23 protein-coding genes and 1 pseudogene are annotated in these 23,204 nt (G+C 63.3%); 10 read left to right on the top strand and 14 right to left on the bottom strand.

All coding sequences use genetic code 11. The features are described 5' to 3' along the window. Positions 1 to 101 precede the first annotated feature (101 nt). Positions 102 to 1,769, top strand: a complete 1,668-nt coding sequence (locus tag K6I40_RS25175; protein ID WP_222918024.1) for a fused MFS/spermidine synthase — start codon at positions 102 to 104, stop codon at positions 1,767 to 1,769. A 56-nt stretch (positions 1,770 to 1,825) separates the two neighbouring features. Here K6I40_RS25175 and K6I40_RS25170 read toward each other — a convergent pair whose 3' ends face one another. After that, positions 1,826 to 2,620, bottom strand: coding sequence for an ArsR family transcriptional regulator (locus tag K6I40_RS25170; RefSeq protein WP_222918022.1), 795 nt, complete (start codon positions 2,618 to 2,620; stop codon positions 1,826 to 1,828). A gap of 238 nt (positions 2,621 to 2,858) precedes the next feature. On the opposite strand from K6I40_RS25170, the gene K6I40_RS25165 reads away from it, so the two are divergent. Next, positions 2,859 to 3,839 carry a DMT family transporter gene (locus K6I40_RS25165; protein ID WP_222918020.1) on the top strand — a complete coding sequence of 327 codons (981 nt, stop codon included), beginning with the start codon at positions 2,859 to 2,861 and terminating at the stop codon, positions 3,837 to 3,839. 75 nt (positions 3,840 to 3,914) lie between these two features. Here K6I40_RS25165 and pth2 read toward each other — a convergent pair whose 3' ends face one another. Further along, positions 3,915 to 4,253, bottom strand: coding sequence for a peptidyl-tRNA hydrolase Pth2 (pth2, locus tag K6I40_RS25160; RefSeq protein ID WP_222918018.1), 339 nt, complete (start codon positions 4,251 to 4,253; stop codon positions 3,915 to 3,917). 327 nt (positions 4,254 to 4,580) lie between these two features. Between pth2 and K6I40_RS25155 the strand changes: the two genes are divergently transcribed. Continuing rightward, positions 4,581 to 4,859, top strand: coding sequence for a HalOD1 output domain-containing protein (locus K6I40_RS25155; protein WP_222918016.1), 279 nt, complete (start codon positions 4,581 to 4,583; stop codon positions 4,857 to 4,859). A gap of 56 nt (positions 4,860 to 4,915) precedes the next feature. On the opposite strand, the gene K6I40_RS25150 is transcribed toward K6I40_RS25155, so the two are convergent. Further along, positions 4,916 to 5,731 carry a hypothetical protein gene (locus tag K6I40_RS25150; RefSeq protein WP_222918014.1) on the bottom strand — a complete coding sequence of 272 codons (816 nt, stop codon included), beginning with the start codon at positions 5,729 to 5,731 and terminating at the stop codon, positions 4,916 to 4,918. A 220-nt stretch (positions 5,732 to 5,951) separates the two neighbouring features. On the opposite strand from K6I40_RS25150, the gene dcd reads away from it, so the two are divergent. Both dcd and K6I40_RS25140 read left to right on the top strand, forming a co-directional pair. Further along, on the top strand, positions 5,952 to 6,554 hold the full coding sequence (gene dcd, locus K6I40_RS25145) for a dCTP deaminase (protein WP_222918012.1): 603 nt from the start codon (positions 5,952 to 5,954) through the stop codon (positions 6,552 to 6,554). A gap of 82 nt (positions 6,555 to 6,636) precedes the next feature. Then, positions 6,637 to 7,716, top strand: a complete 1,080-nt coding sequence (locus K6I40_RS25140; protein ID WP_222918010.1) for a Vms1/Ankzf1 family peptidyl-tRNA hydrolase — start codon at positions 6,637 to 6,639, stop codon at positions 7,714 to 7,716. A gap of 72 nt (positions 7,717 to 7,788) precedes the next feature. Here K6I40_RS25140 and K6I40_RS25135 read toward each other — a convergent pair whose 3' ends face one another. Next, the gene (locus tag K6I40_RS25135; RefSeq protein ID WP_222918008.1) at positions 7,789 to 9,021 is read right to left on the bottom strand and encodes a hydroxyacid-oxoacid transhydrogenase; all 1,233 of its coding nucleotides are present in this window, start codon (positions 9,019 to 9,021) and stop codon (positions 7,789 to 7,791) included. A gap of 113 nt (positions 9,022 to 9,134) precedes the next feature. On the opposite strand from K6I40_RS25135, the gene K6I40_RS25130 reads away from it, so the two are divergent. Beyond that, positions 9,135 to 10,121: a hypothetical protein gene (locus tag K6I40_RS25130; RefSeq protein WP_255681862.1), complete on the top strand. Its 987-nt coding sequence runs from the start codon at positions 9,135 to 9,137 to the stop codon at positions 10,119 to 10,121. Between the two features lie 47 nt (positions 10,122 to 10,168). Here the strand turns inward: K6I40_RS25130 and K6I40_RS25125 are convergent, their stop codons facing one another. Continuing rightward, positions 10,169 to 10,996 carry a DUF2250 domain-containing protein gene (locus K6I40_RS25125; RefSeq protein ID WP_222918006.1) on the bottom strand — a complete coding sequence of 276 codons (828 nt, stop codon included), beginning with the start codon at positions 10,994 to 10,996 and terminating at the stop codon, positions 10,169 to 10,171. Positions 10,997 to 11,099: 103 nt separating this feature from the next. Here K6I40_RS25125 and K6I40_RS25120 point away from each other — a divergent pair, with 103 nt between their 5' ends. Next, on the top strand, positions 11,100 to 11,897 hold the full coding sequence (locus tag K6I40_RS25120; RefSeq protein ID WP_222918004.1) for an alpha/beta hydrolase: 798 nt from the start codon (positions 11,100 to 11,102) through the stop codon (positions 11,895 to 11,897). Positions 11,898 to 12,024: 127 nt separating this feature from the next. On the opposite strand, the gene K6I40_RS25115 is transcribed toward K6I40_RS25120, so the two are convergent. Continuing rightward, a complete protein-coding gene (locus tag K6I40_RS25115; protein ID WP_222920456.1) occupies positions 12,025 to 13,302 on the bottom strand; it encodes a YihY/virulence factor BrkB family protein in 1,278 nt (425 codons plus the stop codon). Between the two features lie 261 nt (positions 13,303 to 13,563). Here K6I40_RS25115 and K6I40_RS29075 point away from each other — a divergent pair. After that, positions 13,564 to 13,763, top strand: a pseudogene (locus K6I40_RS29075) (hypothetical protein). Positions 13,764 to 13,774: 11 nt separating this feature from the next. Here K6I40_RS29075 and K6I40_RS25110 read toward each other — a convergent pair. After that, entirely contained in the window at positions 13,775 to 14,893 is a 1,119-nt protein-coding gene (locus K6I40_RS25110) for a tRNA (guanine(26)-N(2))-dimethyltransferase (protein ID WP_222918002.1), read from the bottom strand. A gap of 159 nt (positions 14,894 to 15,052) precedes the next feature. Beyond that, positions 15,053 to 16,249 carry an ATP-binding protein gene (locus tag K6I40_RS25105; protein WP_222918000.1) on the bottom strand — a complete coding sequence of 399 codons (1,197 nt, stop codon included), beginning with the start codon at positions 16,247 to 16,249 and terminating at the stop codon, positions 15,053 to 15,055. Positions 16,250 to 16,462: 213 nt separating this feature from the next. Between K6I40_RS25105 and K6I40_RS25100 the strand changes: the two genes are divergently transcribed. Next, positions 16,463 to 16,819 (top strand): hypothetical protein, encoded by a 357-nt coding sequence (locus K6I40_RS25100; protein WP_222917998.1) that lies wholly within the window; start codon positions 16,463 to 16,465, stop codon positions 16,817 to 16,819. 211 nt (positions 16,820 to 17,030) lie between these two features. Here the strand turns inward: K6I40_RS25100 and K6I40_RS25095 are convergent, their stop codons facing one another. The 6 genes from K6I40_RS25095 to K6I40_RS25070 form a co-directional block, all read right to left on the bottom strand. After that, complete coding sequence (locus tag K6I40_RS25095) at positions 17,031 to 18,230, bottom strand: orc1/cdc6 family replication initiation protein (RefSeq protein WP_222917996.1); 1,200 nt, start codon at positions 18,228 to 18,230, stop codon at positions 17,031 to 17,033. A gap of 1,211 nt (positions 18,231 to 19,441) precedes the next feature. After that, entirely contained in the window at positions 19,442 to 20,104 is a 663-nt protein-coding gene (hisH, locus tag K6I40_RS25090; RefSeq protein WP_222917994.1) for an imidazole glycerol phosphate synthase subunit HisH, read from the bottom strand. Between the two features lie 53 nt (positions 20,105 to 20,157). Further along, entirely contained in the window at positions 20,158 to 20,616 is a 459-nt protein-coding gene (locus tag K6I40_RS25085) for a hypothetical protein (protein ID WP_222917992.1), read from the bottom strand. Between the two features lie 128 nt (positions 20,617 to 20,744). Beyond that, on the bottom strand, positions 20,745 to 21,341 hold the full coding sequence (locus tag K6I40_RS25080; RefSeq protein ID WP_222917990.1) for a uracil-DNA glycosylase: 597 nt from the start codon (positions 21,339 to 21,341) through the stop codon (positions 20,745 to 20,747). A 244-nt stretch (positions 21,342 to 21,585) separates the two neighbouring features. After that, positions 21,586 to 22,164, bottom strand: coding sequence for a DUF99 family protein (locus tag K6I40_RS25075; protein ID WP_222917988.1), 579 nt, complete (start codon positions 22,162 to 22,164; stop codon positions 21,586 to 21,588). A gap of 3 nt (positions 22,165 to 22,167) precedes the next feature. Further along, positions 22,168 to 22,344 (bottom strand): DUF5786 family protein, encoded by a 177-nt coding sequence (locus tag K6I40_RS25070; protein ID WP_222917986.1) that lies wholly within the window; start codon positions 22,342 to 22,344, stop codon positions 22,168 to 22,170. 220 nt (positions 22,345 to 22,564) lie between these two features. On the opposite strand from K6I40_RS25070, the gene K6I40_RS25065 reads away from it, so the two are divergent. Beyond that, positions 22,565 to 23,176 carry an MBL fold metallo-hydrolase gene (locus tag K6I40_RS25065; protein ID WP_222917984.1) on the top strand — a complete coding sequence of 204 codons (612 nt, stop codon included), beginning with the start codon at positions 22,565 to 22,567 and terminating at the stop codon, positions 23,174 to 23,176. Positions 23,177 to 23,204: the final 28 nt, after the last annotated feature.

Genomic DNA, 23,204 nt, shown 5'->3' with positions numbered 1-23,204 from the left:
TCATCGGCGGCCGAAGCCGTCGCCGGCGAGGCGACGCGAGTAGCGGCGACGACCGTGGTGAGGCGACAGGTTCTCATCACCGGCTCACTACTGATCCGATAATGAATGTGCGGCAGCTGTCCGCTTACCGGCCGACCAAACCCGACATCGCGGTGTTCGTCTCCGGTATCATCAGCATGGGACTGGAGATTCTCGCCGGTCGAATCATCGAACCCCAGTTCGGCAGTAGTATCTACACCTGGGGAAGCATCATCACCGTCTCCCTCGCCGCCCTCAGCCTCGGCTACTGGCAGGGCGGCAAACAGGCGGAAAGCGCATCCACCCGGCAGCTAATCTGGCTCCTGCTGGGAACCGCAGGCTACGTCGCGATCATCATCTACGCGCGCGATCAGCTGTTACTCTCGGCATCGGTGCTCCCGCTTCCGCCGCGATTTGCCTCGCTGCCGGCCGCGATCATCCTCTTCGGGCCGCCGACCTACCTGTTGGGCTTTATCAGTCCGTACTCGGCCGAACTCTCACAGAAAGAGGGAACCGGTGAGGCGTCGGGCCACGTCTACGCGCTGGGGACGATCGGCAGCATCGTCGGCGCGGGCGCGACGACGTATTTCCTCATCCCGGCACTGGGTATCGACGCGATCGGCCTCCTGTTCGGATTTCTCCTCGTCGGCACCGCGCTCGCACTCACGCTCCCCACTATCACGCCGAAGCCGGCGGTCGCGAGTATCGCCGTCGCATTGTTACTCGTCGTCGCGGCCGGCATCGGTCCCGTGGCGTTCGACCACCGCGGTGACGTCGTCTATGAGACGCAGACGGCCTACCAGGAACTCGAGGTCATCGATGACGGGGACGAGCGGACGCTGTATCTGGACGGAGCCCGTCACAGCGCAATGGATCTCGAGGACCCTGACCGACATGTCTTCGAGTACACGCGGTACTTCCACATACCCATGCTGATGGTCGACGATCCCGCCGAGGTCGAGAACGTCCTGTTTATCGGTGGGGGCGGGTACACCGGGCCGAAGGACTACGGGCGGACGTACGACGTCGACGTCGACGTCGCCGAACTCGATCCCGAGGTCTCCCGGACCGCCGAGGAGTACTTCCGACTCGAGGAGGGCGAGAACCTGACCGTCCACACAGAAGACGGCAGGCAGTTCCTCCAAGAGACCGACAAGAAATACGACGTGATCGTTCTGGACGCCTACCAGAAGGACCAGGTCCCGAACCATCTGACGCAACTCGAGTTCATGGAGCTGGCCGAAGAGCAGCTGACCGACGACGGGGTGTTCCTCGCGAACGTCATCTCCGCGCCCAGCGGTGCCGGGTCGGATTTCTACCGCGCACAGTACAAGACCATCGACGAGGCCTTTGCGTCGACCTACAGCTATCGGACCTCGAACTGGGATTCGGTCCAGAACATCGAGGTGGTCGCGACGAAAGCGGACACCGACTTCACCGAAGCTGAACTCACTGAACGAAACGAGAATCGGGATCTGGGGATCGACCTGAGCGGCGAGATCAGTGCGTCCCTGAGCGAGCCGAACACCGATGACGTTCCGGTGCTGACCGAAGACCACGCACCCGTCGACAGCTTGCAGGCGTCGACGGTCGGCCAAGAGTACGTTATCGAGCAGACGGGAGAGGAGGAGACGGAGCCGGAACCCGCGTCGATCACAGTCGGATCGGCCTCGTCCACGCTCGCACGACCCGCGCCGGAACTCGGATCGGGCGCTGCTGAACCGGGAGCACTCGAGCCCGCACCGGCATAGAGTCTCGAGCAGAACCCTGCCGCTCGATCGGTACTGCGCTTGAGGAGATCAAGTCCTCACTCGGACAGCGTCTCGGACTCGAGGGGCGTCGCAGTCCGCCAGTAGTGGTCCAGCGAGTCTTCGGCCCACGATCGCACGGCGTCGTCGTCGGTGTCGACGGAGGCCCGTAGGACTCCGTTTTCGTCGCGTAAGAGGAGGTAGACGACTTCGTCGACGATCATGATTGCAATCGGGACGCCCTCTTCGCGGACCCTGATCTCGGCGTCCTCGGCCGCGAGGAGTTCCTCGAGTTGCCCTCGAAGTTCCGACTCGTCGGCGAGCGCGTCGATCGCGCTCCGGCCGAAAACCCCCTTGAACCGTTGGTCGCCGGCGGTGACGCGCTCACGAACGACCCGCAGCGTCTGTTCGTTGAACGTGTGTGAGAACGTCCGGACCTCGGCACCCTCGCGGAGGAAATCGAGCAACCGCCCCAGCGGCGCGTTCGGTCGCGTCGCCGTCGGGACCGTGATCGTCGCGTCCGAGAGTCGCCGCAGATCGAAGTCCATCGCGTGGGTCGGCAGGAAGTCGACGATATTACGGAGCTTGCCTTCGGTCTCGAGGATTTCCTTGAGGTCGGTAAACCCCTCCGCGACCAGTCGGCCTGTCGCGGTCGCGACGTACTCACTGCCGTCGTGCCTGATCCACGATCGGTCCTCGAAGTCCCCCAGAATCCGTCCCAGGGTCGCCTGCGAGGCACCGGTCGCACCCGCCAACTCGGTACGCGTCTGTCGCCCCTCCGCGAGTAGCCTGAGCACCTCGACGCGGTTCGACGAGAGCGCGAGGAACTCGATCTCCTCGAGCGCAGATTCCATACGTCCTCTCGTGTCCACGGTGGTAAACAGGTTTCGCACCGTGAAACTGTTGCAGGGTCTGCAACGATATCGTGTGTACCAGCTCTTTCCCACCTCGCCGCCCTATCTTCCCGTGAAATATTTTCTGAACGAAACTATAAACCCGTAGCTCATACGTATGAGTACGATGATTTTCGCTATCCACGCGTCGACCGAGATCGGTTCGACGCAGACGATTCCGACGGGGGTGACGGCATAGATGGTCTCCCGTCGCACTGCCGTTTTCTTCGCCCTCTCGAGTCTGTTCTTCGGCGGCACGTTCGTCGCCGCGAAGGCCGGGCTCGCGTACTTCCCGCCGCTGCTGTTCGTCGCCCTTCGGTTCGACGTTGCGGCCGTCGTCATGCTGGCGTACGTCGGCCTGACGTCGTCCCATTCGGAGCTGATCCCGCAGACTCGCGGTGACCTCGCGGGTATCCTTGCGACCGGCGTACTCGCGATCGGCCTGACGAACGCCCTGCTGTTCGTCGGCCAGCAGTACGTTACCAGCGCCGTCGCCTCGATCGTCTACAGTCTCAATCCGATCATGACGCCAGTGTTCGCCGCGGTGTTGCTCTCGGACGAGCGCCTCTCCCCACGGGGCGCTGCCGGATTGCTGCTGGGACTCGTCGGCGTCGGACTCGTCGTCAGCCCCGATCCCGCGAACCTACTGGGCGGGGCCGTCGGCAAGGGGATCCTGTTCGTCGGCGCGATCGCCGCCGCGCTCGGCGCAGTGTTGATCCGCCGGGCCGACAGCGATCTCTCGAGTACGGTCCGCGTCGCCTGGGGGTTGCCCTTTGCCGCGGCACTGTGTCACCTGCTGGCCTGGTCGGGCGGTGAATCGATGGCCGCGGTCACGTGGACCACCGAAGCGGTCCTGGCGCTGGCATACGTCAGCATCTTCGCTGGCGTCGTCGCATACATCGCTTACTTCGGCCTGCTCGATGAGACCGGCGCGATCAGTGCGAACCTGATCTTCTACGTCGTCCCCGTCGTCTCGACGCTCGGTGGTTGGGCACTGCTCGACGAGACGATCGACGCCGTCGCGATCGCCGGCTTCCTGACGATCTTCGCCGGCTTCGCGGTCCTGGGAAGCGAGGCGATCGACGTTCGCTCGCTGCTTCCCGGTGTCGTTACCGACGCGCCGCTCCCCGACGACGATTCGACAGTCAGGGAGGAACCGCGCGGTTACCGCTCGGATTAGCGATTCCGTTCTGCCCTTTGTTCTTGTCCTCGCACTCGAGTCGCCAGTCCGTCTGACAACCGATCCCTGAACCGATTAGAAGAGCGAAAGTTCGCCGGTTACGCTGTCGACGCGGTCGTCCGCTGCCGGCCCGACGGCCAGCGCGGTGACGGTTCCAGGCTCGAGTTGGGTGTGACCGGCGTCGCGGACGATCGCATTGGGAATCCCATCGCGTTCGGCGATTTCGGAGAGTTCGTGCAGTTGGCGTTCGCTTTCGCCCTTCAGCACGACCTTCTTCTGCCCGCCCTGTTTCCACTGGTCTCGTAACTGGCTGTCAGCCTTCTCATACGCTGAGAGTGACGCGTGGGCGACCTGTGCGGCGAGCTTTCCCTGTCCCATACCGATGTCCGTGCGGGCGACGATGGCCTGTTTCATGCTCGAGACGAGAACGGGGAAACCTTTAGCCGTACCTATACCGATGGCCGTCGGTCAGCAGGCGGTTCCCCGGCTGTCTCGGCGAATCCTGCACAGTTTCGGCAGACACTCCGGCCGATCGACGGACCAGCAGCGAGTCAGCGTTTGTGATGAAATTCCTCTCCGTCTGACGGAATGGCTACGCGATCCGTGTTATTATCCGGGTGAAGACACCGTTTTCTCGTGTGGGATGATAACATCCGACGTGAGTGATAGCAGCAAAAGCGGGACGAGGACTGCGATCCACACACCTCGTTCGGCCCGTGACGGCCAGTCGTAAACGAACCCATGAATCCACATGATATCGACAGAGGCGGGGACATCCACGTCGATTACACCGAATACGAATCAGTGTCTCACGCGCTTGCAGTAACGATAGCCGCAGTAGAAGACATCCGTGTGACCGAACTCGATCCGCTCTTCGAGTACGTCCATTTGGAAGCCCTCAATCGGCTCGTTCAACAGACAGAGGCGGCCGATGACCTAATCATAGATATGATCATCGACGGCCACGCCGTCACGATCAGGGACGATGGATGGTTGACCGTTAGCGAATCTATCACATAACGATACCCGAAGAATGTGGCCGTTTTCTGCGGGTTACAGCGTTCGATTGGTCCGAGTCAATGGATTATTTCGCTCTCGAGGATGAACGTCCGTTCCGTCCGTCTCGCTTCTGGACCCGCGTCGACGAGGACCGGCTTGTCGACCGGCTCCGCGAATCGGTCGGGATCCGGCTCGACGCGCTCGAGCATCGCCGAGAAGACCGAGCCGCGTCGGCCGCTCGCTGAGACGACACCACCGTATTTGCGCTCCTCGAACGGCGTTTCGTCCGGATCGGGGAACTCCTCACGGATGGTTTCTGCGGTCTCTCTGAGGTATTCCGCTGCCTGCTTCTGGGAGAAGAGGCTTTCTTCGTAGTACGTTTCGGTATGCTCGTCGCCGAGTTCTTCCGAGCAGTGCTCTGGCGATTCGTAGCGGACCGACTCCGTCGTTGTGTATCCGCTGGCAAACCGGATGTTCATCGTGAAACTATCGGGATAGCGGAGGATCAGCGGGGCGTACAGCATGTCCGTAATCGTGGCTTGCTGTTGTGCCCGCCACGCACCCTCGAAGTAGTACGCGGTGAGCGCACCGATCCGGTCGTCGCGATCGCCGCGGTGATATGCCATCGCGATCTCTTCGTAGTCCTCACCGGCGATCTGTCGGAGCCGCCGCTCGAAACTTTCAGAAACGTGGTCGATCTGTGCTTCGTAGGCGTCCAGTACGGAAGCTCCGGGATCGGCGAGCAACTCCGCCTTCCGCTCCCGGGAAGCGGCCACGTTCATCATGTTCTCGTGGAACACCTGCTCGGCCTCCGCGTCCAAGAGCGGTATTCTGACGGCTCGCTGATGCAGAACCTTCGTGTCTCCGGTGAACCGGCCCTGCTCCCCACCCATGCCCAGGCCTTCGTCGTGCGGCGTTATAATGGCTTAGGCCGTTTGAGTGGGTATTCAGAATATGCAACACTAATGGCTAGTACCGATCACACGAATCCCGACATAATGTCACAGTTATATACCATCTGGAGCCCCTCGAGACGCGTGCTTGATTCGTGACCGCCTCGGAGGTCGACCTCGGACCGAGGAATTTAGGGCCCCGTGTTCGCTCCTACTCCGTATGATCCTCTCCGATGCAGACATCCTCGAGCGCCTCGAGGCCGGCGACCTCGTCGTCGAGCCCCTCGACGATCCGGAACTGCAGATTCAGCCCGCGAGCGTCGACCTCCGACTGGGCCGTGAGTTCCTCGAGTTCCAGCGGACGAACATCCCTTGTATTCACCCAAACTCCGAAGACGAGGTCGACGATTACGTCACCGAAACCGTGGTCGACGATGACGACGATTTCATCCTCCACCCTGGGGACTTCGTGCTCGGAACGACCCATGAGCGCGTCGAGATCCCGGCGGACCTGATCGCCCACGTTGAGGGCCGCTCCTCACTGGGCCGGCTCGCCGTCGTTGTCCATGCGACGGCCGGCCTCTGCGATCCCGGTTATCGGGGCCAGATCACCCTCGAGCTATCGAACCTCGGCTCCGCACCGGTCGCGCTCACGCCCGGCATGCGGATCTCGCAGCTCACGTTCACGGAGCTCAAGACGCCCGCGGAGCGCCCTTACGGCAGCGATCGCGGCTCGAAGTATCAGGATCAGGACGGTCCGCAGGCCTCCCGCATTCAGAGCGACGACGAGTTCGGCGGCGATCAGCTCGAGCGCGGGGACTGACGCCGATAACCGGCGTGAGGGGTGAACACGCCGGCAGGGGGTTCAACCCCGGGTCGCTCGTAGCCGCGGGCACTGATTGCAGATGTCTCTCGCGAACTACGAACTCCACGAGCGACTCGGCCGCCTCTCGACGGCGTCGGCGGACCGCGACGTACTCGTCACGCTGACCGTGCCGCCCAAATCATCGATCGGGAAAGCGCGCCGGCCCGTCGAGACCGACTACGCCGAGGCGACGCAACTCGACGAGCAGTCGATGCCCCGGCCGCTCGTCGACGCCCTCGAGGAGGCCCGGAGACGTCTGAACGAGTACGATGAGATCCCCGAGCACGGGCTGGCGATCTACGCTGGCGTGGTCGACGGCGACCTCGTCGCGACGACCGTCGACGACCTGCCCGTGCCGATCGAGGAGTCCAGATACGAACACGGCAACGAGTTCGATCTCGAGCCCCTCGAAGACGTCACGGAGCCTGAATCGACCTACGGCCTGCTCGTCGTCGAACGCGGCGGGGCCGCATTGGGGCGGCTGGACGACGAGGGTGTCGAGCCGATCGAGACCCTCGACAGCAACGTCCCGGGCAAATCCAGCGCCGGCGGCCAGTCGGCCGAGCGGTTCGAGCGCGACCGCGAGCGCCAGAAACGCGACTTCTTCGACGCGGTCGCCGAGCGTGCTGAGATGGAGTTTCTCGGCGACGACCCCGCCGACGGCGTCCTCCTCGGGGGCACGACGGGCATAGTTGAGGACTTCCGCGAGGAGGCGGACCTCAATCACCGGCTTGCGGACCGCCTCGTCGGCGAATTTCCCGTCGAGTACGCCTCCGAACAGGGCCTCCGACAGCTCGCAGCGAAAGGTGAGGGCGCGATCGAGGAGCGCGACCGCGGTGACGTCCGCGAGACGCTCGGTGCGTTCTTCGAGAGGATCCGAGATGATGACGAGCCCGTCGCTTACGGCGTCGACGAGGTCGACGACGCCCTCGAGTACGACGCGGTCGAAACGCTGTTGCTCTCGATGGGACTCGAGGGCAGTGAGCTGCAGGAACTGGGCGACCAGACAGCCGAGCAGGGTGGGGAAACCGTCGTTGTTCCGGACGACTTCCCGGACGGAATCCGATTCGGCGACGCGTTCGACGGCGTCGGCGCGCTGTTGCGGTTCCCGATCGACTGACGAGGCGGCTCGCGGCCGTTGTCCGGCCGTGTTCCGCGTCCCCTCGTCCTCAGTGAGTGGCAGAGCGATATCTCAGAGGGCGTTCCTGAAGACTTCCTCGAGGTCGTCTTGGGAGACGCGACGCGGGTTCCCGACCAGCAGTCGCTGGATGTCTTCGGTCTTCTCGGCGAGCCGCGGGACGTCAGCGTCTTCGACGCCGAGGTCGGTGAGTCCCGACGGGATGCCGATGTCGGTCGAGAGCTGTTCGACGGCAGTGGCGGCGCGTTCGCCCTTCTCGCGGTCGGCGAGCCCATCGACGGGTTCGCCGAGGAGTTCGGCGACGCGGCCGTAGCGGTCGAACGCCGTGGGCGTGTTGTATCGCATGACGTTCGGCAGCAACACGGCGACGGTGACGCCGTGGGGCGTATGATTCTCGCCGGCGACCGGGTAGGCCATCGCGTGGGTCGCGCCCAGCCCGGCGTTCGTAAAGGCGATCCCCGCGAGGAGGCTCCCGAGGGCCATATCGCGGCGGGCATCGACGTCCGATCCGTTGTTGACCGCCCGCCGCAGACTGCCACCGATCAGCTCGATCGCCTTCTCGGCGTAGAGGTCGGTCATCGCCGTCCGGCCGCCGTAATCGGGGCGGTCGGCAGCGGTTTCCGGCGCTTCCTTCGCGTCGTAGCGGCGAGTCGTATACGCCTCGATCGCGTGCGTGAGCGCGTCCATTCCCGAAGACGCAGTGATCGTGGGCGGTAACGACACGGACAGCAGCGGGTCGACGACCGACAGCTCGGGATAGAGGTGGCGACTCGAGATGCCGACCTTGAGTTCGCGGTCCGGCAGCGAGACCACGGCCGCGGGCGAACTCTCCGATCCGGTTCCAGCGGTCGTCGGCACTGCAGCGACGAGCGTCTCGGAGTCGGGAACCGACTTGCCGCCGCCGATCGGCGGCGCGACGTAGTCGAGTACGTCGCCGTCCGCGGCGATGAGCGCGCCGGCGACCTTCGCGACGTCCATCGAACTCCCGCCGCCGACGCCGGCGATTGCGTCGGGACCGACCGCCGCTGCAGTCTCGATCGCGGACTCGTAGACGTCGACGTCCGGGTCGGGCTCGACGTCGTCGAAGACGTTGATCTCGATCTCCGCGGCGACCGACTCGAGGACGGTGTCGACGACTCCTGCGTCCCGGAGCTGTTCGTCTGTAATCACGAGCAGACTCGAGACGGAGCGCTGTGCGAGTTCGGACCCGAGTTCGTCGACCGCACCGCGACCAAATTTGATCGTGTCAGCGATCGCAAAGTCCCACGCTGAATCGGACTGGTACATCGTTCCTGAGGTGTATTGGGCGGATTTACTTAACTATGTAGAGGGTCCCCACACCGGCGACCGGCGAGCCCGGCGTCAGTACCAGTCCGTCTCCGCGTCAACGTTGCCCTTCTGTGGGTAATTCGCCGTACGGTTGGGCCCAGCCGGAACGAGACGGTTTCGGTAACGTCCTCAGCGATACGGCCGTCGGCACAAACCACAGCCTGCCGTCTCTCAAGGTCGCCCGTTGCAGCGGCGATATCATGGTTGGCACCTATCTCGAGACGCACCCATCAGGAAGCGACCGTGGAGGGTACCGCCTCGTCCCGGCCGTTGCAGGCATCACGGGCTTGCATCGAGTGCCGGTAGCCGATGCTATGTGCGCCACGTTTACCGACGACGATCTCGGCAAGCCCGTCGAGAACGACAACGGCGAGTCGGTCGGCGTTGTTGCGGCGGTCGAGGGGAACGTCGCCCACGTCAGACCCGATCCGTCGGCCGTCGAGTCGATCAAGTCCTCGCTCGGCTGGGAGAAGGGGGCCGAGGAGATGATCACGCTCGATCACGATTCGGTTCGGGAAATCACCGACGATGCGGTCCAACTCGAGAGTGAACTCCCGGTTCGAACGGAATCGGACACCGAACCGAGCGTCGGCCATGACGAGTCGCCGGATCAGAGGCCGGAGACGGATCCCACCGGCAGCACGAGCGGAACCGACGAAACGGAAATCGCCACGGACATGGCTGACGACGACGGTCTGGACGCGGCCGAGGAGATGGACCAGATCGAGGAGCGGGGCCGAGGGGCAACGGTCGATCCGACCGAACTGGCGGACCGCGATTCGGGACTCTCGGTCCAGCGCGACGAGGACCTCGAGCGGACGGACGCAGCAGTGGACATCGACGAGGACGCTCAGCGAACGGACGCGGCCGTCGACCCTGAGGGAGAGACGAGTCAGACCGACGCCGAGGTGGATCCGGACGCACTCCGCGAAACGGAGGCAACCGATCGAGGACCGACGACCGAGGACGGCGCGCAGTCGGTCGAGGACGCCCCCGAAACGGAACGGCTCACGGACGCCGGCTCCGATACCGATAGTAACGGACGCGAGGACGAGTAGGGGCGTGATCACGAGCGATCCGCTCGGGGCCGAGACAGCGGGATCGCTCACTCATCGTTGATCGTCCGCAGAATCCGGTCGGCGACGTCGGTCGTCACGTAGTAAGTGTGTTTCCGGTGCGTCTCGTCTTTCGGCTTGAGTTTCCGCTCGGTCCCCTTGATGATCGACCCCTCGTAGGTCGTGACGAGTCCGACGGCCTCCATCGCCTGGTACCGGTGCCGAACGGCCGTGAGTTCGAGCCCGAGTTCGTTCGCGGTCATCCGTGGATAATCCGGGCCGCCCCGCGAGAGGCGGCGAGCGAGGCGTTCCGTCCCCTCGATCCATCGGAGGAACCGCCGTTTTCCCTTTCGTTCCTCGAGAAACGACAGTATTCCGTCGCCGTCGTCGGTGAGCCGATACGCAGAACGCGTCCGATCGTCGCCCACGGGGAGTTCCGTGAGCAGTCCGCTCCGCTCGACCGCCGCGGACAGGTCGACGACCGTCTCGTGGTCGGCGTCCAGCGCCCCCGCCATCGAGCGCGAGTCGTCCGTCCCGACCGTCTCGAGGTGGTCGAGGATCAAGACGGCGAGCGGCTCCGGCGGCACGGCGGCAAGTTCGCCCGCGACGGCCTCTCGTTCGTCGAGTTTCGCCGCGAGTTCGCCGGCGCGTTCATATCGCTGCTGGGCGTTCTCGGCGGCGCTCTGGTCGAGATCCAACGCAACCTCGGTCGAGTCGCCGGTCGGGGTCTCGAGCTCGAGCGTTAGTTCCCGGTCGTCCCAGTGCTCGCCCGGCCGGTCGCGTGCTCGCTCGAGGGCCGCAGTGACGGTGTCGATCCGCGTGAAGATCATCTCGGCTTCCGTCCGTAGCCGCTCAACGTCCGCTCTCGAGGCGATCATCTGCAGTATGGCGTATCGACGGACTCGCGCCGGAAACTCCTTGCGCTGCCCGTGTGTCGCCGGGCTGACTACTAAGACCGTCCTTGTGATACACCCACTGGCTATGGACTGGACAGGCGAAAGCGGCAGTGACGAGGGCGTCGACGTTGCCGGCCCAGCAACCGCGCAGTCGATCGTGTTCGTCCACGGCGCAATGTTCACCCGGAAAATGTGGCTGCCCCAAACGCGCGAACTCTCCGAGGAGTATCACACCATCGCCCCCGATTTACCGGGCCACGGCACCCGCGCCGGCAAGCCGTTCCGAATGGAGCCGGCGATCGACGTCCTCGAGGAGAGTTTCGAGACGCATGCTGATGGATCGGCGGTGCTCGTCGGGCTTTCGCTGGGCGGCTACGTGGCGACGGAGTACGCCTACCGCCATCCCGAGCAGGTCGACGCACTGGTGCTGTCGGGGAGCAGCGTGAACCCGGTGAACACGATGCAACTCGGCACGCGGCTGACCGGCGGGCTGGCGCGGCTTCTGACCAAACCGGACCTGGGAAAACGTGCCGGCAAGAAGCTCGCGGCGCGCTGGGTGCGAAATCGGGAGCTCCCGCCGGACATCGAGCGGGAAATCATCGACTCGGGGTTCTATCCGAAGCAGTTCGGCGACGCGGCACCGGACATCGCGGGCGAGGATTACCGGGCGAAGCTCTCGAGCTATCCCGGCTCGACGCTGATCCTCAACGGGGAGAACGACAAGCTCATGCGTCGCGGCGAGCAGGCCCACGCCAAGGCTGCACGGGACGGCCGCGTCGAAGTGCTCGCGGGCGTCGGCCACATCTGTAACCTCCACCGGCCGGCGACGTACACCGACCGGGTCCGCCGGTTCGTCCGGCAGACTGTTCCCACACAGCAGTGAGGGGTTCGGAGTTGGGACTCCACTCTGTCATCTTGATCGTCAAGCCCGACGCTGTTCGCACCATTGGCACGAGTCGGAACGGGGCCGAGTGTGAAAGGGGCGGCGACGAGGAGCTAGCCGCGTGCCATTAGGAGCGGCGCTCGCCGACCAAGTTTCGAATGCGGCCGGGAATCCCGAGTAGGGAGATCCCGAAGCCAAACAGGACCATCAGGACGTAGACGCCGAGCGTCGAGGTCCAGACGACGATCATCGAGAGGATCGCCCACGGTCCCTCGAGGAAGTAGAACGCGGCGATCGACATCGCCGTCCCGTACAGTAAGACGAGATACGGACCCCAGTCGTGGGCGTGGCCGCGCCGTACCCGCCGCCGCACGTATCGTTTCAGCTCACCCTCGAGGGATTCCTTTTGAACGGTCCTGCCCTCGACGTCGTCTTCGAAGGCGTCCACGCGGTCGCGCAGCCGCTCGATCTCCTCGCGGAGGACTTCGTCGTCACTCGAGCGATCGCGCGTTCGGGCGCTGGCGCTCCTCGCGGTCGCACGGTCGCTCGCGCGGTCCTCCGCGGCTCCCTCGTCGGCACCCGTAGCGTCGTCGGTCATCGCTTCTGTCGGAATCTGTCGGTGTCCGGGACTTTGTAGCTGCCGATCCACTTCACGGTCGGCGAGGACAGCATTGAGGACGGCACCGAAGACGAGGATGATCGAGCCGACGTACAGCCAGACGAGGACGAGAAAGACGGCTCCGAGCGCGCCGTAGACCGCATATCCGGTTATCAACCCGGTATACAGCGAGAAGCTGCGACTCAGCGCGTACCAACCAATAGCGGCGACGATCGTCCCCGGAGCCGCCTCGCGGAGATCGACGTTCGCGTCCGGAAAGACGATGTACAGCGGGAGAAACGTCGCGATCAGGCCGAGGACGACGAACAGCTGTCCGACGATCAAGAGCCAGTATCCGGGAACGAATCGGATCACGAGCTCGAGGAGACCGACCACCACGAGCCCCAGCGTGATGCCGATGGACACGATCATCGCGTCCCAGACGGTGTCGAGCAGGGTTTTGTCCCCTGCGGTGCCGTACACCTGCGAGAAGGCCCGATCGAGCCCGCGGAGGACTCGACTCGAGCCCCACAGGAGCCCGAGAACACCGACGATGGTCGCCCCCTGCCGACCGGCGTCGTCAACGAGTGTCTCTGCGAGCAGTTCCCGGGCCGCCGGCGTGAGGACGTCGCTGGCCGCTGCTGTGAGCCGTGCTGCGAGCGCTTCGCCGCCGATGGATGCGGCGATGCCCAGCGCGAGTAACATGAGCGGCACGAGCGAGATGAACCCGTAGAATGCGACGCCCGCCGCCAGCAGCGTCAACTGTTCGGTCCGTGCGAGCCGAAGCGCCTCTCTCGTTACCGCCAGTCCCCGTGTGCGGTCGATCACGCGCAGCCCTTCCACGCGGGCCGCTATATGTAGTCCCGTCGGACAGACCCACAACGGAGTCTTACACTGTGGCACTCGTCACGGTGTCTACAGCCCAGTCGCGACTGCAGCACTGTAGCCGTCCGTTTCGCTCGGCGAACCGATGTACGGGGCCGAATATCGGTCGGAGAGTCATTGCCCGATCCGTCGCTAGACGGTGCTCGAGCCAACCATTTTCAATTGGTGTGCTAACACCACTACATGGAGCAACGACGCTGTCCGGACTGTAGTGTGACGATGGAACCGGTCACCGTTCGCGACGGTGAGGGCATGCCGCCGTCTATCTCGACCGGGAAACGTGACGGGTTGCTGGGAAAGATCGGGCTGAAAATACGACGAAACTGCAGGGCGTTTGTTGTCCCGAATGCGGGCTCGTCCGCCTATACGCTGACGTGGAGTGACGCGGTCTCGATCAGTCGAGGTTCCCCGCAGTCGCGGCGCGGATCTCGTCGACGCTCGCGTCCGTCTTGAACGTCGTCCCGCCGTAGTGAGCTCGCGAGGCCGCATACCCCGCCTCGCGGAGGTCAGCTAGGAACTCGTCCATCGCGTTTGCGGGCAGTCCCCAGTTCCGACAGAGCTTGTGCTGGTCGTAGTGGATCGGTTCGTCGAGTTCCGCTGCAAGCGTGTCGCAGAGTTCGCGGGCCTCCGGTGCAGTGTTGAACGTATAGGGGATTTCGTCCCGAACCGCGCCGATGAACGCCGGGTCCTGGACGGCCCCGAGCCAGACGGGGCCGGCGGTGAGCATCCGATTGCCATCGCAGTGTGGACACCTCTCGAGCGGGTCGGCGATCAGCCCGAGATCAGCTTCTCGGTAGAGACAGTCTTCACAGTGATAGAGATGGCCTAACTCGTCTATTGCGGCGTCCGAAGCGGTGGGCTTGTGCTCGAGCTCGAGGTAGGTCCGGACGTAGTGGCTGGTCGCGTGGGTCAGGATCGGCTCGATACCGACGTCGAACCGGGCGGCGCTACGTGCGAGCGCGGAGATGAGGATTCGAACGCCCATCTCGGCATGATAATCCGTGTTTTGGGGGATCGCGGAGTACGAGCGGACGCCGCTGTTGAAGTGGGCACCGCACAGCGGCGCGGTGTCCGTCGCGGTGACACAGACGAGGTCGCGGCAGTTCGCGAACGCGGCGTCCGCGAAGGGCATCGGCGTCCCATAGGGGTCGAGATCGATCACGTCGAACGGCTCGTCGTGCATGAGAGCGCTGACGTTGCGGTGCTCGACCCGCGAACCGTCGCAGTCGTTTCGATCGAGGTTCGCCCGCGCGAGGTCGACCGCCTCCTCGTCGACGTCACAGCAGGTCACGTCCCAGCCGTCAGCGGCGGCCCGAACGCCGCGGACGCCGCTCGCAGTCATCGCGTCCAGATACGAGGTGGCACGGTCCTCGCGCTCGCGATACGCCCGCAGCGTCGCGATCGTCAGATCCCGGTTCAGTTCCTGTCGCGGATTGTAGAAGACCGCCTCCTCGATGCCCTCCGTCTGTTCGCCGGGGACCTCGAGTTCGACCCCGCCCTCGGTGACGCGCATACTCCGTCTGGACGGCGACGGTCGAAAAGCGTCGTGATCTCGACCGGGCGTGAGTCATCGGGAGTCGGTTCCGAGCCGACCGTCCATGTGGCCCGCGTGGCACTCGAGTTTGCGATCGTCCTGGTGGGGTACCGGCGGCGGGAAATCGAAGCCGCCGAGTCACTCGCCACGGTCCGAGACCGCCGGCAACGTCATCGAGAACGTCGATCCCTCGCCGGGTTCGGACTCGACCCAGATCTCACCGCCGTGGCGCTCGACGATCCGTTTACACAGCGCGAGTCCGATTCCCGTCCCGGCGTACTCATCGCGGCTGTGGAGCCGCTGGAACACCTCGAAGATACGATCGGCATCGGTCGGATCGATACCGATTCCCTCGTCCGCGACCGATACCGTCCAGTCCGTTCCGTTTCGCTCGGCAGTGACGGTGATCCGGGGCGGGTCGTCGCCGCTGTACTCGATCGCATTACTCAACAGATTCTGGAACAGCTGTCGTAACTGGTTTCTATCGCCTTCAACATGGGGTAATGCCGCTGTTTCGACGGTAGCATCGCTCTCGGCGAGTTGCACTTCGAGATCTTGCCGGACGGCCGTAAACACCGCCTCTAAGTCAACCGGTTCGAACGCATCGCCCTGCGTCCCAACGCGGGAGTACGCGAGCAGGCCGTCGATCATCTCGCGCATGCGGTCTGCGCCGTCGACGGCGTACTCGATGAACTCTCGGCCGTCCGCGTCGAGGTCGTCACCGTACCGACTTTCGACAAGCGTGAGGTAGCTCGTGACCATCCGCAGGGGCTCCTGTAAGTCGTGTGAGGCGGCGTAGGCGAACTGTTCCAACCGCTCGTTCGACGCCTCGAACTCATCGTTAGCCGCCTCGAGTCGAGCAACCGTCTCGTCGAGTTGCTCCTTCGTTCGCCGTAGTTCCCGGTTGCGAACTTCGAGTTCGAGCGCCCGCGTCTTGGCCAGTGCATCGTGGAGGCCAACACCGAAGCCGGCGGCGCTCCCGAACGCCGTGAGAACGAGTGCAGCTCGGAACGGATCGCTCACACTCTCGGCAGGCTCGAATTGATACAGCACGAGGATGCCGAGCAATAGTCCGAGCCCACCGAGACACCAGTTTGCGATCGTGGGGTAGAATTCGGGGCGGATGTCAGTTCGTGGCAGTCGATAGCCGCCGTATAACAGCGCCAGGCCGGGCAGTCCGATGAAGCTAGAGACGAGCACGACGTTCGAAACAGGGTTTCCGGCGGTCAGTTGGCCGGCCGCCCAGCCGAACGCGAGCACGACGTAGAGCGCTCCGAGGGTCGCGATTGCACTCCGTCCCCTGACGAGGAACGCCACTCGGTGCCAGTTGACCATTATCCCCACTCTGCACTGAGTCTATTTTGGATTGTGCTAGTGATCAGTTACCTCGATTTTCGGTTTTTCGTTCACATCCCGCGTTTGATCGCCAACGGGCCAGTCTCATCAGACATCATTTAATCCGCAGGAATCGAGTAGGGCGCGTTGATCGTCCCGCTATCACGGCGACACAACCAAACCGATTTTACAGTTCGATACACAGTTTCAGTTGTGTCGAAGGCCAACCCCGTCGAGCAATGGCAAGCCGCTCTCGAGGAGGCCGGCGAACTCACGCCGGAGATCGTCGGCGAGATCTCGGAGATCCATGGCGACCGTGGGGTTCAGGCTATCGAGGCAGTGGGCGAAAACCGCGTGAAGTCCTACCGCGATTTCACTATCGTCGTCGGCTACGACGACGAGTACATCGTCGAGGACGGCGGCTGTACCTGCAAGGACAGCGAGTACAACTTGGACGCCAACGATCCAACCGAGCGCTGCTGGCATTCGCTGGCGGTCGCGATCGCCCGCCGAGTAGGCCACGTCGACTACCACGACATGTGGTACTCGGAAGTCCGTGAACTGATTTGAGAACGTCACCCCGACCGAGGAACCAGCGTGCGGAGGATGTGGTTATCCCTGACCACCACAAGTGGACGACACGCTGTTTTCCGCTTCTTTACGCTACCTTCCGTCGTTTCTTCGAGTCTCAACTCCGGTTTCCGTCGCTCCCCTCAGACCGCAACCGTTCTCCGGATCACGGACCGAAAATTGACGACGAACGAAGGCATCAAGGGTACCGCTAGTCGGACTCGTTACAGGCGGCGATAATGACATCGGGATCGTCGATCAGTCGATTCTCCATGTAGTTACCCTTCCCCTTGCCGGCCCACTTGCGCTCCTGATCGATAATCGAGAGGAACTCGAGTTCCGAGAGGATGTCCCGAACCCGGCGTAGTTTCAGGTGCTCCGAGCCGTCCCGATCACAGAGTCGCTTGTAGAGGTCGTAGGCCTCGTTGGTCGTCACCGGCGCGTTGTCGTCCGCTTTCTGCTGGGTCAACAGCGCCATCGCCTCGAGGACCAGTTTCGCGTGACTGGGGCTCTTGGAGATCAGTTCGGCAAGCCGGCTCGTCTCCTCGCGCTCGTGGGCCTGATCAACGCAAGCCTCTGTGACCCGCTCTCGATCGTTTTCCTCAGCGATCTCGCCCGCGAAGCGGAGAATATCGATCGCCTTCCGCGCGTCGCCGTGTTCCCGGGCAGCCAGCGCGGCGACGCGGGGGACGACGCCGTCCTCGAGAACGTCCTCGTGGAACGCATCGGCTCGAGTGCGAAGGATCTCCCGAATCTGAGTCGCGTCGTACGGCGAGAAGACGTACTCGCGCTCGCAGAGGCTCGATTTGATCCGCTCGTCAAGCGAGTCCTTGTATCGGATCTTGTTCGAAATGCCGATGACGCCGACAGTACTCTCGGTAAGTTTGCCGGATTCGACAGCCCGCGAAAGCTGCATCAGGATGTCGTCGTCCTCGATCTTGTCGACCTCGTCCAAGATGATCAACGCGACGTCGTAGCGGGTATCAACGATGTGCCACAGGCGGCGGTAGTACTCGGCGGTGCTCAGTCCAGAATGGGGGATCGAGACATCCGTCACGGACTGGTCGTTGAGCTGGTGGCCGGCCGACTGGACGGCCTGCGTTTCGGTCGACTCCTGGAGGCAATCGACGTAGGCGACGCCGATCGAGACCTCGTTGCCCTTCCCGCGTTCGATGGCCTGATTCGTGATGAACTTCGAGCACAGCGACTTTCCGGTCCCGGTTTTCCCGTAGACGAGGACGTTGTTCGGCGTATTTCCTCGCATCGCGGGTTTGATCGCGTTCGCGAGATTCGTCAGTTCGTCCTCGCGGCCGATGATCCGATCACCGTCGGGAAGATGCGAGACCTGCAGTAGCTCCTTGTTCTGGAAGATCTCGTTCTCGCTTCCGAAGTAGTCCATCGAATCCGACATTCAGATACTGATTCCATTCGGGGTCGGGTACTTAACCGTTCGGAACCGGAGTGCCGCTGTATACTCGAGAATATCACGATTCAGCTTCGTTGATGTGATAATCACACCCCTCGGTGCCGCTGTATCGGTGGGTTCACACCCCTCGGTGCCGCTGTATAGCTGATCCGGACACGCTGCACCGTCACCGAGTGATACCAGTCACACCGGGAACCATAGCGTGTACTGGCAACCCCGGAGTGCCGCTGTATCGGTGGGTCCATACCCTTCGGTTCCGCTGTATAGCACTCCCGGTTCGCCACTTCGCTCGTCGGCGGACCCCGGAGTGCCGCTGTATAGCACGGCACCTGCGTGACGACAGAAGCAATCCGACCAACGGTAGCGACGGGATCAGACGTCTATTTCCGGCAGAGGTTGGTCCAGTCCGGTGAACGGGACGGATACCGTAGTTCCGCTGTATCGAATAAAAAGAGTTTCCATAGGAAGTGAGTCGTCCGGTTTCCACCCCTCGGTGCCGCTGTATGCGGAGACACACACCCCGCGTTGCCGCTGTAACGATCTGTGGTGTGGGTCGACTCGAAGCGGTGGTTGGGTGGTGACTCGCGAAGCGGTGGTCAGGTGGTGACTTGCAGAGTGGTAATCAGATGGTGACTTGTGGGGCGGCGGTCAGGTAATAACTCACGGAGCGGTAGTTGGCGCGCGACGGGAACAACGGCAGAACCGGCGATAGGACCAACGATAGAGGTACCGATGGAATCGACAGCAGTACGGGCCGAGATCACGGCGTCAGCGGTAGGGACAGCGGTGGAAGTGACGAGTATAGTCACCGACCGGGAACAGAGAAGTTCGTCTCGAGCGGCGCACCCTCGCCCAGCTACTCAATGGTCGGTAACACACAACTAGTATTTAGAATTGATGATCCCTTATAGAGATAGATCTCTGATCGGTAGTCACACAACAGTCGCTAGTACCGGTATCCAGTAATTTATCGAGAGAGAACCTATCTTCCGGGCCCATACAGCGGCACTGCGGGGTGTGTCTGCATCTGTCCACGAACCACTCCCGAACGACCTCGTCCATGAACCACTCCGTCCACCGACCCAGCATCGCCTGCCGATCGAGCAATAACGGATTGAACGGCATCACTGCGGATCGAACAGCATCACTGCGGGCCGAACAGCGACCGAAAACCGAGTGATCGCGCCGCGACGCGACTACTCTTCGGCGCAGATCTCGACGAAGTTCCGCAGGATCTGTAGCCCCGTCTCACCGCTCTTCTCGGGGTGGAACTGTGTGCCGAAGACATTTCCTTCGTCGTTGGCCACGATCGAGGGGAACTCGCGCTCGTAGTCCGTCGTCGCGACCGTCGCGTGCTCGTCGTCCGGAGCCGCGTAGTAGGAGTGGACGAAGTAGGCGTAGTCGCCATCCACACCCTCCACGAGCGGGTGGTCACGCTGGATGTGGAGCTCGTTCCAGCCCATGTGCGGAACCTTCTGGCCCTCGGCGAACCGAACGTTCGTTCCGGGGATCAGATCCAGTCCTTGGACGGCCGACTCGCCCTCGTTGTCGCCCTCCTCACTGGTCGTGAGCAGCATCTGCATGCCGAGACAGATCCCGAAGAGGGGGGTGCCACTCTCGGCAACCTCGAGGAGGTCCTCGCGGAGCGGGTCCGCGTTCTCGACGCCCTCGCGGAACGCGCCGACACCGGGAAGGACGACGCCGTCGGCCGCAGCGAAGGCCGCGGGATCTTCGGTGATCTCGACGTCGGCACCCGCGCGCTCGAGACCCCGAGTAACACTGCGGAGGTTCCCCAGCCCGTAGTCCACGATGACGACGGAGGCGAGGGACTGCTCCTGTGGAGACGAAACCGTGCTCATACACGTACTCGGTGGGGCGCGTTGAAGTGAATTGCCATTCGGGCAATCGGCTACTACTCGAGTACCGATTGATCACTCGAGGACTCGGCCGTTCCACGGCCCTCATCGCCGTCGCGACCGTCGAGGCGCTGCCGTCGCCGGTACACGTAGTAGCCGACCGCTGGAACCGAGAACAGGTACGGAACCGCCAGTACTGCCCCGGCGACGTGACTGAGCCCGAGCCCGCCCGCGAGCCACGGATTCGGATTCCACGCCGGCTGTTCTCGTAGCGCGAGCGCGTCCATGAGCAACGCGACCGCCACGACAGCGGCGAACAGGTACGACAGCCAGCCGGCGAGGACGGTCACGACGAAGGAGGCCAGTCCGACACCGAGGGATTCTGCGTCGGCAGCCAGTACAAAAAGACGGAGTGCAACGTTAGAACTCAGTGTCAAGAGCGGTGCGATCGGAAACAGGTACACACCGTACCGCCACGCGGGATCAGCGGGACCGAATTCGGAGACGGGAGACATGCGTCCCAGTTCTTGACAGCCAATACTAATATACTCGGTGAACGTTCTCGCCTCCGTCCGGATACTCGCCGACGCAACCCTCTCGGCGATTAGTCACCGAAGTCGCCGACAGGGTCACGCCCGGTCGTTCAAAACCCGTCGAGTCGCGACTGTCCGCCCTCGCTGTCCGCGACGCCCGCGAGATCGGCCGCCCGCTGCAAGGCGTTTTCGAAGGTTTCCTTCTGGCTGCGGTCGTACAGCGTCGCCGCCGGATGCACGCAGATCAGGAGTCGCTGTGGCGCGCCGTCGATCCGAATCTCCTCGAAGTCACCCGCCTCCTTAGTCACCGCGACTGACCGCTCGAGGAGGTGCTCGCTGGGCACTTTCCCCAGCGTGACGATCACTTCCGGATCGAGCGCGGAGATTTCCTGCTCGAGGTAGCCCCGGCAGTTCGCGAGTTCGTCTTTCGTCGGATCGCGGTTCTCCGGGGGCCGACAGCGCACGCAGTTGGTGATGCGGATGTCGCCGCGCTCGAGGCCGACGATTCGGAGCCCGTCGTCTAGGACGGTGCCGCTGCGGCCGACGAAGGGCTCGCCCTGTTCGTCCTCGTTGGCACCGGGCCCTTCGCCGACGAACAACAGGTCGGCGTCCTCGGGACCGACACCGTTGACGATTCGGCTGCGGGACTCGACGAGCGCCGGACAGCGCGTACACTCCGTGACACAGCAATCCTTCATCTCTCCCATACAGGTGGCTCAGGCGGTTGCCTCCTACGTCTTTCGGGACGCAGATGCCGGTCGTGATCCACGGCTGGTTCCCGTCGGTAACGGAGCGACGAATACAGTGAAAGGGCTTGCGCTCGCGAAGACCCTGAGCGCACAGGCCCCTTTCAGTCCCGCCCAGATGTGATCGGTCGAGGCAGCTACTGGCCAGCCTCCGGTAGTCGAGCTCCGCGGTCGGCTTTACGATACGGATCACTCTCACTCCGGTTCATTCGAACGAACGAGCGTACGAATCTGCCGCTCGAGCCGCCATCTTCGCGACCCGAATCGGCTCTGGACGGCCGCCTTCGGGCGTGAACGCCCGGACGACATCGTCGGCCTCGGCGGGCTCGAGACCGACATGCCTCACGTAGACGGTCTCGTCGTCGACCGACAGTTCGCGTCGGTCCGGCAGCGCTCGGTAGGTCGCGAGCCGTGCCTCGAGTTCGGGGCCGGAAAACGCGTCTCGGAGGCCGGTCTCGAGGCCGTCGCTAGCCTCGAACGTGACGGCGATGACCGGCCGATCGACTGCCTCGTGAATCCGCGAAAGTGCAAAAAGGTTGTACCACGCAGGGGCGATAGCACCGAGCAGGACGTACCGGGCGTCCGGACGGTCGAGTTCGTCAATAATCTCGATGACGGCGTCGGTTCCGTCGGTGCCGCCGATGCGACAGGTGCCGTATGCGAGTCCGTCACAGATGCGATCGGCACGAACGACGGCACCGGCGAGCGTACTCCGGTTCCGATTGCAGTCGCGGTCGCCGCGGTACGATTCGGCGATGCCCAGCGCCCGCACCCCGGCTTTCATTCGTCAATCGCTCTCGTCTTTGATCTCTTTGAGCCGGTCGAGCAACTCGTCGCTCGACGCCCCATTTTCGAACTCGATGGTTCCATCGTGGCTGTTCTCTCCCGACTTGACCGCATCATTATCGTCAAAATCAGCGTCGACTTCCTGTTTCTCGGATTCGTCGTAGCTCCCGAATCCCATACGATGTTACCTACAGGGTTCCGATTGAAAAAGTCCATGGCTATCAGTTTATTATAGTTTCCCAGGTAGTCAACATTCCCAATAGAGTCCCCAGTATGGATGGTCCATCGATCGAATAGAAGAAATCCGTCAGATGAGAACCGGGTCGATACTGCCGAAAACCATGGCCGTCTCGTTACCGATAGCACCGTTTTTGCCGTCGGCCATCGAGTGGCCACGTATGGAAGTCCACCACGTCACCGAGGACGCAGAGACGTTCACCTGCAACGCCTACCTCGCCGTCGGCGACCGGACGACGCTGGTCGACGCCGGTGCGATGGACGGCGTCGTCGAGGAAATCCGCGAACACACTGACGACCTCGAGGCCATCGTCATGACCCACCAGCATGGCGATCACGTCGCCCAGCTCGAGGCCGTCTGCGACGCCTTCGATCCCGAGGTGTATGCCTACGCCGATCACCCGACGCGGACCCAGGCAATCGAGGACGGCGACACAGTTCGGATCGGTGACGAGGAGTTCGACGTCGTCTACACGCCAGGTCACGCCGATGACCACGTTTCGTTCGTCTCGGAGTCATCGCTGTTCTCCGGCGACGTCGTCGTCCACGATGACGGGGCCTTCGACTACGGCAGCTTCGGCCGCACCGACATGGCCGGCCAGTCTCGCGAGCGACTCATCGAGAGCATCGAGGACCTGCTCGAGCGCATGCCCGAGAGCATCGAGCACATGTACGCGGGTCACGGCGGCGTCTTCCACGGCGACGTCCGCGACGTGGTGACGACGGCGCTCGAGCGGGCCGAGAAACGGGAGCCAAAGTACCCCGACGAGTAGCGAGCGTGGCTCCCGCTCTCCGCCAGGC

It is taken from the genome of Natrinema sp. SYSU A 869 (genome assembly GCF_019879105.1).
Taxonomy (GTDB): domain Archaea; phylum Halobacteriota; class Halobacteria; order Halobacteriales; family Natrialbaceae; genus Natrinema.
The sequence above is the reverse complement of the archived record's forward strand: the minus strand, read 5'-3'. Positions and strand labels throughout refer to the sequence as shown.

Excerpts from the sequence above, each read along its gene's own strand:
- K6I40_RS25155 (WP_222918016.1), top strand. The coding sequence starts at position 4,581 with ATGAATCCACATGATATCGACAGAGGCGGGGACATCCACGTCGATTAC.
- K6I40_RS25110 (WP_222918002.1), bottom strand. The coding sequence starts at position 14,893 with ATGCGCGTCACCGAGGGCGGGGTCGAACTCGAGGTCCCCGGCGAACAG.
- K6I40_RS25150 (WP_222918014.1), bottom strand. The coding sequence starts at position 5,731 with ATGGGTGGGGAGCAGGGCCGGTTCACCGGAGACACGAAGGTTCTGCAT.
- K6I40_RS25125 (WP_222918006.1), bottom strand. The coding sequence starts at position 10,996 with ATGATCGCCTCGAGAGCGGACGTTGAGCGGCTACGGACGGAAGCCGAG.
- K6I40_RS25075 (WP_222917988.1), bottom strand. The coding sequence starts at position 22,164 with ATGAAAGCCGGGGTGCGGGCGCTGGGCATCGCCGAATCGTACCGCGGC.
- K6I40_RS25105 (WP_222918000.1), bottom strand. The coding sequence starts at position 16,249 with ATGGTCAACTGGCACCGAGTGGCGTTCCTCGTCAGGGGACGGAGTGCA.
- K6I40_RS25080 (WP_222917990.1), bottom strand. The coding sequence starts at position 21,341 with ATGGGAGAGATGAAGGATTGCTGTGTCACGGAGTGTACGCGCTGTCCG.
- K6I40_RS25065 (WP_222917984.1), top strand. The coding sequence starts at position 22,565 with ATGGAAGTCCACCACGTCACCGAGGACGCAGAGACGTTCACCTGCAAC.
- K6I40_RS25140 (WP_222918010.1), top strand. The coding sequence starts at position 6,637 with ATGTCTCTCGCGAACTACGAACTCCACGAGCGACTCGGCCGCCTCTCG.
- hisH (WP_222917994.1), bottom strand. The coding sequence starts at position 20,104 with ATGAGCACGGTTTCGTCTCCACAGGAGCAGTCCCTCGCCTCCGTCGTC.
- K6I40_RS25085 (WP_222917992.1), bottom strand. The coding sequence starts at position 20,616 with ATGTCTCCCGTCTCCGAATTCGGTCCCGCTGATCCCGCGTGGCGGTAC.
- pth2 (WP_222918018.1), bottom strand. The coding sequence starts at position 4,253 with ATGAAACAGGCCATCGTCGCCCGCACGGACATCGGTATGGGACAGGGA.
- K6I40_RS25070 (WP_222917986.1), bottom strand. The coding sequence starts at position 22,344 with ATGGGATTCGGGAGCTACGACGAATCCGAGAAACAGGAAGTCGACGCT.
- K6I40_RS25165 (WP_222918020.1), top strand. The coding sequence starts at position 2,859 with ATGGTCTCCCGTCGCACTGCCGTTTTCTTCGCCCTCTCGAGTCTGTTC.
- K6I40_RS25135 (WP_222918008.1), bottom strand. The coding sequence starts at position 9,021 with ATGTACCAGTCCGATTCAGCGTGGGACTTTGCGATCGCTGACACGATC.
- K6I40_RS25120 (WP_222918004.1), top strand. The coding sequence starts at position 11,100 with ATGGACTGGACAGGCGAAAGCGGCAGTGACGAGGGCGTCGACGTTGCC.
- dcd (WP_222918012.1), top strand. The coding sequence starts at position 5,952 with ATGATCCTCTCCGATGCAGACATCCTCGAGCGCCTCGAGGCCGGCGAC.
- K6I40_RS25175 (WP_222918024.1), top strand. The coding sequence starts at position 102 with ATGAATGTGCGGCAGCTGTCCGCTTACCGGCCGACCAAACCCGACATC.
- K6I40_RS25170 (WP_222918022.1), bottom strand. The coding sequence starts at position 2,620 with ATGGAATCTGCGCTCGAGGAGATCGAGTTCCTCGCGCTCTCGTCGAAC.
- K6I40_RS25095 (WP_222917996.1), bottom strand. The coding sequence starts at position 18,230 with ATGTCGGATTCGATGGACTACTTCGGAAGCGAGAACGAGATCTTCCAG.